8 protein-coding genes are annotated in these 9,834 nt (G+C 74.4%); 5 read left to right on the forward strand and 3 right to left on the reverse strand.

Going from position 1 to position 9,834, the window contains the following annotated elements:
• Window positions 1-4: 4 nt before the first annotated feature.
• From ACQ0O7_RS25780 to ACQ0O7_RS25800, 5 genes are read left to right on the forward strand one after another with little or no spacing between them, the layout of a single operon-like run.
• Window positions 5-967 (forward strand): ABC transporter permease, encoded by a 963-nt coding sequence (locus tag ACQ0O7_RS25780; RefSeq protein WP_430785128.1) that lies wholly within the window; start codon window positions 5-7, stop codon window positions 965-967.
• Window positions 964-1,782: an ABC transporter permease gene (locus ACQ0O7_RS25785; protein WP_430785130.1), complete on the forward strand. Its 819-nt coding sequence runs from the start codon at window positions 964-966 to the stop codon at window positions 1,780-1,782. The genes ACQ0O7_RS25780 and ACQ0O7_RS25785 overlap by 4 nt, the downstream gene beginning before the upstream one ends.
• Window positions 1,779-3,185 carry an ABC transporter ATP-binding protein gene (locus ACQ0O7_RS25790; RefSeq protein WP_430785132.1) on the forward strand — a complete coding sequence of 469 codons (1,407 nt, stop codon included), beginning with the start codon at window positions 1,779-1,781 and terminating at the stop codon, window positions 3,183-3,185. Before ACQ0O7_RS25785 ends, ACQ0O7_RS25790 begins: the two co-directional genes overlap by 4 nt.
• Entirely contained in the window at window positions 3,182-4,870 is a 1,689-nt protein-coding gene (locus ACQ0O7_RS25795) for an ABC transporter ATP-binding protein (protein ID WP_430785134.1), read from the forward strand. The genes ACQ0O7_RS25790 and ACQ0O7_RS25795 overlap by 4 nt, the downstream gene beginning before the upstream one ends.
• Window positions 4,870-6,582, forward strand: coding sequence for an ABC transporter ATP-binding protein (locus ACQ0O7_RS25800; protein WP_430785136.1), 1,713 nt, complete (start codon window positions 4,870-4,872; stop codon window positions 6,580-6,582). Before ACQ0O7_RS25795 ends, ACQ0O7_RS25800 begins: the two co-directional genes overlap by 1 nt.
• On the opposite strand, the gene ACQ0O7_RS25805 is transcribed toward ACQ0O7_RS25800, so the two are convergent.
• From ACQ0O7_RS25805 to ACQ0O7_RS25815, 3 genes are read right to left on the reverse strand one after another with little or no spacing between them, the layout of a single operon-like run.
• Window positions 6,548-7,852, reverse strand: a complete 1,305-nt coding sequence (locus ACQ0O7_RS25805) for a salicylate synthase (RefSeq protein WP_430785138.1) — start codon at window positions 7,850-7,852, stop codon at window positions 6,548-6,550. The genes ACQ0O7_RS25800 and ACQ0O7_RS25805 overlap by 35 nt on opposite strands.
• Window positions 7,853-7,881: 29 nt before the next feature.
• Window positions 7,882-8,079, reverse strand: a complete 198-nt coding sequence (locus tag ACQ0O7_RS25810; protein WP_430785140.1) for a ferredoxin — start codon at window positions 8,077-8,079, stop codon at window positions 7,882-7,884.
• A 58-nt stretch (window positions 8,080-8,137) separates the two neighbouring features.
• On the reverse strand, window positions 8,138-9,757 hold the full coding sequence (locus tag ACQ0O7_RS25815; protein WP_430785142.1) for a (2,3-dihydroxybenzoyl)adenylate synthase: 1,620 nt from the start codon (window positions 9,755-9,757) through the stop codon (window positions 8,138-8,140).
• Between the last annotated feature and the right edge of the window lie 77 nt (window positions 9,758-9,834).

A 9,834-nucleotide genomic window follows, 5' to 3' on the forward strand; every position in this document is an offset into this window, starting at 1 on the left:
GGCGATGCGACCGGCCGGCTGGCTGACGGTGCGGGTGGCCGCCGCGGGGGCCACCCTCACCGTGCTGTCCGCCGTCGTCTTCTGGGCCACCGAGGTGCTGCCCGGCGACGCGGTGGGCACCACCTCGGGGCCGAACGCCACGGACGCCGAGCGGGCCGCGATCCGTGTCGCGCTCGGCCTCGACCGTCCCGCTCACGAGCGCTATCTCGACTGGATCGGTGACGCCGTCCGGGGGGACCTGGGAACCTCCCTGATCACCGGGCGCAGCGTCGGTGAGATCATCGCCGACCGGCTCTCCGCCAGTCTCGCGGTACTGGTCCCGGCCACGGCGCTGATCCTGGTGCTCGCGGTCGGGCTGGGCGTCGCCGCCGGGTTGAGGGTGGGCGGCCGGCTGGACCGGGTGCTGAGCGCGACCACCCTCGGGCTCGTCGGCTCGTCGGACTTCCTGCTGGCCACCGGCCTGCTCGTGGTGTTCACCGCGTGGTGGCCGGTGTTGCCCGCGGTCGCGCTGGTACCGGCCGGCGACACACTCTGGCAGCACCCCGAGCTGGTGGCGCTGCCCGCGATGGCTCTGGCGCTGGGCGGGTTCGGCGCCACCATGCGGCTGCTGCGGGCCTCCGTCGCACAGACCGCCGCCACCGGGTTCGCCGAGTTCGCCCGGCTCAACGGTGTCCGCGGCCCCCGCTACCTCTGGACGGTGGTGTCGAACGCGGCGGCACCGGCCCTGCACGGCCTGGCGGTGATGACCGCGGGCCTGCTCGGCGGCAGCGTCGTGGTGGAGACCCTGTTCAACGTCCCGGGCGTCGGGTTCGAACTGACCCAGGCGGTGGCCGGGCGGGACGTTCCGCTGGTGCAGGGCCTCAGCCTGGCCCTGGCTGCCGCGACACTGCTGATCCTGCTGCTCGGCGACCTGTCCGCCGCGCTTCTCGGCCGGCGCCGGGCACATCCGGCCGAAGGAGATCGATGACCGGCCGCCGGCTGACGATGCTGTTCGCGCCGGTGTGCGTGCTGGCCGTGGCCGTCGCCGGGCCCTGGCTGGCGGCCGGCAGCGCGACCGCACCGGTCGCCGGGCCGTTCGAGCCATGGTCCGGCGCCTACCCACTCGGTACCGACGTGCTCGGGCGGGACGTGCTGGCCCGGGTGCTGCACGGCGGGCGCGGCCTGATCCTCCAGGCCACCGTGGCCACGGTGCTGGGCAGTGTGGCCGGTCTCGGCGCCGGGATCTGGGCCGGCGTCACCCACCGGCGGCGGGCCGCCGGGATCACGGTCCGGGTCATCGACGCTCTCGCCGCCCTGCCCGGCATCCTGCTGCTGCTCGTCCTGGCCGCCGGCGCGCCCGGCGGCGGAGTCGCCGTGGTGGCCGCGAGCGTCCTGGTGAGCATCCCGTTCTCGGTACGGGTGATCCGGGAACGCTGCGCGGCCCTCGCCGCCACCGACTACGCCCGCGCCGCGCTGGCCCGGGGCGACACCACCGTCGTGATCCTGCGGCACGACATCCTTCCCGGCCTGCTCCCGGTCGCCCTGGCCGAGGCGGGGATCCGGTTCGTCGCCGCCACCCAACTGGCCGCCACCGCCGGATTCCTGGGCCTCGGGGCGAGTGCCCCGGCCGCGAACTGGGGGCGCATGGTCCAGGAGAACAGTGCCGGGATCACCGCCAACCCGCTGCCGGTGCTGGTCCCGGCGACGCTGCTGGTCGTGCTCGCCGTCGGCGTGACCGTCATCCTCGACCGCCTGGCCGGGCCGGTCCTCGGCGAGAACGAACGGGCAGGTGCGCCGCGATGACCGCTGTCGCCCGGGTGCGGGGCCTCACCATCAGTACGCCGGACGGTGTCCACCTGCTGGACGGGGTGGATCTGGAGCTGGCCGGAGGGCAGGTCACCGGCCTGGTCGGTGCCTCCGGCTCGGGCAAGACGACACTCGCGCTGTGTCTGCTCGGGCACCTCGGCCGGGGACTGCTCCGCACGGCGGGCACGGTCGAGGTGACCGGCGCCGACCCGTTCCTCCCCGCGGTCCGGCGGCGGCTGCGTGGCCGGGTCACCGGCTACCTCCCACAGGACCCGGCGAGCGCGCTGGACCCTCGCCGCCGCGTCCTGGCCCAGCTGCGCACCGCGGCACGGATCGCCTGCCCGGGGGAGGACCGGGCGGCCCGCACGGCGCGGATAGTGGACGCGGCCCGGGAAGCGGCCCTCGACCCGGACCTGCTGCGCCGGTTCCCCGGCCAGTTGTCCGGCGGCCAGGCCCAGCGTGCGGTGCTGGCCTGGACGATGGTGACCCGCCCGCGGCTGATCCTGCTCGACGAACCCACCAGCGGCCTCGACCCGGACACCGCGCTCCGGCTCAGCCGGCGGTTCGCCGCCCTGCCCTGGCGGCCGGCCGTCCTGCTGATCAGCCACGACCTCGGCCTGGTCGACCGGGTCGCCGGCCGGACCCTGACGATGGACCGTGGGCGGCTGTCCGATGCCCGCGCTCCGGTCCGGGCGCCGGCCGTCCCGCCCTTCCCGGCGGCCACCGCGACGAGCCTCACGACTCCGGCGCTGACCTGCACCGGGGTCACCGTCCGGCACGGCGCGTCGCCCGTACTCCAGGACGTCGCCGTGCAGATCGGCGCCGGCGAGATCGTCGGTGTCCGCGGGGCCTCCGGCAGTGGGAAGAGCACGCTGGCCCGAGCGCTGTGCGGCCTGCTCCGGCCGGCCGCCGGCGACCTGCTGGTGCACGGCGCGCGAATCGACTGGGACGCCGGTGCCCGCGCCCGGGCCGGGCAGCCCTACCTCGCCTACGCCGGCCAGGACGCCCGCGCCGCGCTCAACCCGCACGAGACCGTCCGCCAGGCGCTCACGCGTGCGCTCGACAGCGCGGCCCGACGGGGCCGTGCCACGGGCCGGACCCTGGCCGACATCACCGATCGGTTCGCCCTCGGACCCGAACTGCTCGACCGTACGCCCGACCGGCTCAGCGGCGGCCAACGGCATCGGGTCGCGCTGGCCCGCGCGGTCGCTGCCGCACCCGCGGTGCTGGTCTGCGACGAGAGCACCGCCTCCCTCGACCAGGACACCGAGGCCCGCGTCCTCGACACGCTCGACGGCCTGCGCCGCGACGGCACCGCCATCCTGCTCGTCACCCACTCCGACCGGGTCGCGGCCCGCGCCGACCGCGTGCTCACCCTCCACGAAGGACGACTCCGATGAATCAGCTCAGTCTGCTCCGCCCGGTGACGGGACGGCTGGCGACGGCCGCCGCCCTGCAGGCCATGGCCGGGACTCTGGCGATTCTTCCGTTGCTGGTGCTGGCGTGGTTCACCGGTGCCTGGGCCGAGGGGGAGTCGCCACCGGGCGCCGCGATCGTGATCACGGCCGTTGCCGGGACCGCCGGCGCCGCCCTGACCGCCGCGGCCGCCACCTGGATCACCCATCGGGCCGACGCCGACCTGAGCCTGCACCTGCGGCGCCGCCTGGCCGAGACCATCCGCCACGCACCCGTATCCGCCGTCCAGGGGCAGGGCGCGGCCCGGATCAAGAAGGTGGTGCAGGACGACACCGGCGCCCTGCACCACCTGGTCGCGCACACGCTGCTCGACCTGGTCGCGTTGGTGGTCACCCCACTCGCCGGGGTCGCCGCCCTGACCGTCTTCGACTGGCGGCTCGCCCTGCTGAGCCTCGTCCCGCTCGCGGCGGGCACGGCGTTCTACGTGCGCGCGATGCGGGGCTCGGGCGCCGGGTTCGCCGAGTACGCCGCCGCCCAGCGGCGCGTCAACGCCGCCGTCGTCGACTACGTCCGCGGACTGCCGGTGGCCAAGGTCTACGGCGGGCCGGGCGGTGCCCGGACCCGGTTCCAGACCGCCGCCACCGGCTTCCACGACTTCTTCCGCTCGTGGTCGTCCGGCACCTCCGCGGTCACCACCGCCTCCTGGCTGGTGGTCGCTCCCGGCCTGACCGCGGCCGGCCTGGCGGCCGTCGGCGTGTTCGGTGTCGACGCCGGGTGGCTGACTCCCGAGGCGATGGTCGCCGGGGTGCTGCTGGGGCCGGCGATCAGCGCTCCGGTCGCCGTGGCCGGCCCCCGGTTGCAGGCGATCCGTACCGGGCTGTCCGCGCTGTCCTCGATCGGTGCGTTCCTGGACCAGCCGGTGCTGCGGTTCGGACCGGGCCGGTCTGCGGAGGGAACCGTGCGCCTGGAGAACGTCAGCCACCGGTACGGCGACGACCGGCTCGCCCTCCACGACGTGACGCTGGAACTGCCGCCGGCCGGCCTGATCGCGGTGGTCGGGGCGTCCGGCAGTGGTAAGAGCACCCTGGTCGCCCTGCTCGCCCGGTTCACCGACCCCACCTCGGGGCGGATCCGGATCGGCGACACCGACCTCGCGGACCTGAGCGAGACCGCGCTCTACGAGCACACCGCCTTCGTGTTCCAGGACACCGGCCTGCGCCGGGCCAGCGTGCGCGACAACCTGACCGGCGGCCGGCCCGTCCCCGACGGGCAGCTGCACGCCGCCGCCCGGGCCGCGGCTGTCCACGACGAGATCACCGCACTGCCCGGCGGCTACGACACCGTTCTCGGCGCCGGCACCGAACTGTCCGGCGGCCAGGCCCAGCGGCTCTGCCTGGCCCGCGCACTGGTTCGGGCGCCCCGGCTGCTGGTGCTCGACGAGGCGCTCTCCGCCGTCGACGCGGCCACCCGGGCCACCCTGCTGGGCACCCTCCGCGAGCAGGCCGGGCACCGCACCGTCCTGCTGGTCACACACCAGCTCGACGTCGCCGCCGGCGCCGACCGGGTGCTGGTCCTCGCCGGCGGCCGCCTGGCCGGTCACGGCACCCCCACCGAGTTGCTGACCACCTGTCCGGACTACCGGGCCCTGATCACCGCGGGAGACCGCTGATGCTGCGTACGCTGTTCCGCCTGCTGCCCCGGCGGGAGTCCCGGCAGCTCGCCGTCCTGACCGGCTGGCTGACGCTGGCGGCCGTCCTGCACGGGGTGACGCTCGGGCTCACCGGCCTCACGATCGCCGCCCTCCTGGACTCCGGTGCCCCGGACGTACCGGGGCTGGTCGTCCTCATGCTCCTCGCCGTCGCGTTCGCGAGCGTGCAGTGGGCCGCGCAGATGATCGCGTTCCGGGTCGGCAGCGAGACCGCCCGCGCCCTGCACGCCCGGCTGGGGGAGCACCTCGCCGGGCTGCCGCTGGGCTGGTTCACACCGGCCCGGCAGGCGAAGGTCGTCGACCTCGCCACCGCCGGGGTGCCGCAGCTCATGTCGTATCCCGCCCTGCTGCTGCGCCCCACGGTCACCGCCCTGGTCACCCCGGTCGCCGCGGCCGGCGTCATCGCCGTATCGGACCGGCGGTACGGGCTCGCGGTGCTCGCCGCCACCGGCGTGGCCTGGTCGGTCAGCCGTTACAGCACCCGCCTGGCCCGGACGGTGGACGAGCGGCGGCACGCCGTCGAGGCCGAGGCGACCAGCCGGATCATGGAGTACGCCACCCGGCAGCCGACCATCCGCACCGACCAGCGTCCCGGCGACTCCGGTGATCTGAGCCGCGCTCTCGACGAGGCGGCCACCGCGTCCCGGAGGTCGGCCGGCACCGTGCTTCCCGGCCTGCTGCTGTTCGGCTTCACCCTGAACCTGCTCTTCGCCGCACTCAGCGGACTCGGCGTCGCCGCGCTGGCCGGGGCGGGACTCACCGCGGGCGCCGTCATCGGCGTGCTGGTGGTCATCGCGCGGCTGGCCGCGGTGGGGTCGGCCGGAGCCGAACTCGCCGCCGGGCTGCGCCTGCAACGGGCGACACTCGACCGCGTCGCCGAGGTCCTCGGCACCGCCCCACTACCGGCCGGGGAACCGAAACCGGCCGAGGGTTCGGGGATCAGGATGCACAACGTCACCTTCCGGTACGGCGATGCCGGCGCCCCGGTGCTCGACGACGTGTCGTTCGCCCTGCCCGAACGAGGCCTCACCGCGCTGGTCGGCCCGTCCGGATCCGGCAAGACCACCATCGTCCGGCTGCTCGCCCGTTTCTGGGACCCCACCTCCGGCCGCATCGAACTGGACGGCCACGACCTGCGCGACCTGCCGGCCGACCGGTGGTACGCGCAGCTCGCCACGGTCCTCCAGGACGACTATCTGCTGGACACCACGATCGGCGAGAACATCCGCGCCGCCCGGCCCGGCGCGACCGACGCGGAGGTCACCGAGGCGGTCCGGGCGGCAGGCCTGACGGAGACGGTCGCCGCGCTCGCCGGTGGTCTGGACCACCCGGTCGGACCGGGCGGCAGCGGACTCTCCGGGGGACAACGGCAACGGGTGTGTGTGGCCCGGGCCCTGCTGAAACGGGCCCGCCTGACACTTCTCGACGAGGCCACCTCCGCCCTCGACCCGGAGAACAGCCGGCTGGTCCTCGACGCCGCCCGCCGGCTGTCCGGGCACGGCAGCGTCGTCGTGATCGCCCACCGGCTGGAGACGATCACCAGCGCCGACCGGATCCTGGTCCTCGACGGCGGGCGGCTGGTCCAGCGGGGCACCCACGAGCAGCTCGCGAGTGCCCCGGGGACCTATCGTGATCTGATCACCGCCGGGGAACGAGGAAGCGTGACACGCTGAGCAGCTTCTCCCGGGTCTCCTCCAGCTCACGGGCCGGGTCGGACTGGGCGACGACGCCCGCCCCGGCCCGCAGCCAGGTCTGTCCACCGTGGCGGAAGACACTGCGCAGCACCAGCGCCGCGTCGAGCGTCCCGTCGGCGTCGGCGGTCAGGACCGCCCCGCTGTAGAGGCCTCGCCCGGACTCGACGGCGCGGATCAGATCGTAGGCGGGCCGCTTCGGGATGCCGGACGCCGTGATGGCCGGGAAGAGCTCCGACAGCGCGTCCCACGCGGTGGCGCCGTCGGCCAGCCGCCCGGTGACCTCGGAGGCCAGGTGCTGCACACTGCCGCGTTCCTTGACCGACATGAAGTCGCGTACCCCGACGGTGCCCGGAGCGCAGACCCGGGACATCTCGGTCGCGGCCAGGTGCACCGAGATGGCGTGCTCGAACACCTCCTTGGCGTCGCGGTAGAGCTCCTCCCGCCGGGCGGCGTCATGGATGGCACTGCCGTCCAGGGCCCGGGTGCCGGCCAGGGGCTGGGTGACGACGGTCCGGTCCGCGGTGACCCGGGCCACGATCTCCGGGCTGAACCCGGCGACCTCCCAGCCCCCGAGGCCGAGCAGGAAGGACCGGGCCGGGCGGTTGCCCCGCCGCCCGGCGAGATAGGTGGCCGGCAGGTCGATCTCCTCGCGCACCGGCACCACCCGGGACAGGATCACCTTGTCCAGAGCGCCGTCCCGGATGACCTCGATCGCCTCGGCGACCGCCTTGCGGTACAGGGCGGCCTCCTCCCCGGCCAGGTCGATGGCGACGCGGTCCTCGGTGACCGGCCCGGTCGTGGCGCCGGCCAGGGTCAGCCGCTCGTGCAACTCGTCGAGTCCGGTCTCGCTGGCGGCCAGCAACAGCGCGCAGCCGTTGTAGATCCGGATCTCCCGGCGTGGCGCCATCAGGTGGACGACCTCGCCGGCACCCGGATCACCGGTCAGTTCGAACGCGGCCCAGCCGTAGACGCGCCGGCCGCCACCGGGCAGCGCCCCGATCGCGCGGCGTACCCCGTCGAAGAGGGTGGGGCCGGGTGCGAACGTCTGCCGTACGCCGCCGGAGGTCAGGGTCGTCGTCCGGCCGGAGACGGTGATGCTCGACTGTTCCCCCTCCGCGAAACTCATCGACTCGGGGTGCTCGTACACCACATAGGGTTCCCGGGCGGTGGCCGCGAGCGCGGCCGCGGCGGCGATCCGGTCGCCGTCGAACAGGACCTGCCGGCTCAGTACGGTCGTGGATGTGGACACGCGGATGTTTCCTCCGGGGTGTTGACGGGTCACCGGGCGTGCAGCCGGACGGCGCCGGACGGGCACCACTCGGCGGCGGTACGCACCGCCTCGGCGTCCTCGTCCGTGATCTGTTCGGCGATCACCACCACCAGGCCCTCGGCGTCGGATTGATCGAAGACGGTGGGCGCGGCGAGCACACACTGCCCGGCGCCCACGCAGATGTCGGCACTCGCGGTCACCCGCATCGTCGGCTCCTCGGCGGCAGCTTAACGAAAATAGTTTCCATTTCCAACAAGGGGTGGATCACAGCAGCCCGGCCAGAGCCCTCTTGTCGATCTTGCCGACCGCGGTGAGCGGCATCGCCGGTGCCGCGACCACCCGGTCGGGATGCTTGTACGCGGCCACACCGCGGTCACGCAGAAAGGCGGCGAGAACGCGGACCGTCGGTGGGTCGCCGGCACAGACGAGGACGGCGACCGGCCGTTCGCCCAGGTCCCGGTCCGGCGCGCCGATCAGGGCCGCGGCCAGCACTCCCGGATACGCCGCGAGATGCCCCTCCACCTCGGTCGCGTCGATCTTCTCCCCGCCGCGGTTGATCTGATCCTTGATCCGCCCGACCACGCTCAGATGGCCGGACGGCAGGCGGCGCACCTGATCGCCGGTCCGGTAGAAGCCGTCCCCGGTGAAGCCGGACCGGTTGACCTCCCCGGCGCGGTAGTAACCACGGATCGTGTACGGGCCACGGGTCAGCAACTCGCCGACCTCGCCGGGCCCGACCTCGGCGCCGGTCTCGTCCACCACCCGGACCTCGTCGTCCGGGCAGACCGGCCGTCCCTGCGTGGAGCAGACGAGGTCGTCGGCGTCCTCGGCCCGGGTCAGGTTGAGCAGACCCTCCGCCATGCCGAACACCTGCTGCAGCCGGCAGCCCAGTTCCGGCTGGACCCGGCGGGCCAGGTCGTCGCTCAGTCGCGCGGCGCCCACCTGCAGCAGGCGCAGGCTGGACAGATCCGCCGCCACCTCGGCCCGCTCCTGGAGCCAGAGCGGGACCAGCGGCGGGTTGAGCGCGGTGATGGTGACCCGCTCCCGGTCGATCAGCCGGAAGGCGGTGGCGGGGCTGGGGTCGCGCGCCACCACCACGGTGCCGCCGGCCTGCAGCACGCCGAGGACGCCCGGGCAGCTCATGGTGAAGTTGAACGGCATCGGCAGGACGGCCAGATAGACGCTGTCCGGGCCCAGTCCGCACACCTCGGCGGCCAGCCGCGCGTTGCACGCGTAGTCGTCGTGGGTGCGCGGGATGAGTTTGGGGGTGCCCGTGGTGCCGCCGGAGAGCAGCAGCAGGGCCATGTCCCCGGCAGCCGGAGGATCGGGCCGCGGGATCGGCGCCGGATCCGCGGCGAGCAGTTCCGGCAGTGACCGGAAGCCGTCCCACCCGGCCACGTCCCCGTCGATGATCACGTGGGCCAGGTGCGGGAACGCGGCGGCCAGTTCGGCGGCGAGCCCGCGATGGTCGAACCGCGCGTGCCGGTCCGGCCCGAAGTAGGCGACCGCGCCCGACTGGGCGACCAGGTGGCTCAGCTCGGAGCGGCGGTGGCCGGGCATGGCGTGCACGGGCACCACGCCGAGGCGTACCAGGGCGAACCACAGCACCACGAACCGCGCCCGGTTGGGGAACTGGACCACGGCCCGGTCGCCGCGGCGCAGGCCCAGCGCGTACAGGGCGCCGGCGAGCCGGTGCGCGTTCTCGTCCAGCGCGGCGTACGTCATCCGCTCTTCGCCGTCGACGAGGGCGGTCCGCCCGCCGAACCTGCTCGCCATCCGGGACAACTGCTCGCCGAACGTCTCTCCACGCCACCAGCCCGCGGCGCGGTAGCGCTCCGCGGTCTCCGTGGGCCATCCCGGCCAGTCCGCGGCGCTCGATGTCATCGGTCCTCCTTTGTGTCACCCGAGGGTGGCGTTACAAGCGTTTCAACGTTTACAGTGGCGCCAGTTGAAGATGGTAT

The organism is Actinoplanes sp. G11-F43, assembly GCF_050589265.1.
Lineage (GTDB): Bacteria > Actinomycetota > Actinomycetes > Mycobacteriales > Micromonosporaceae > Actinoplanes.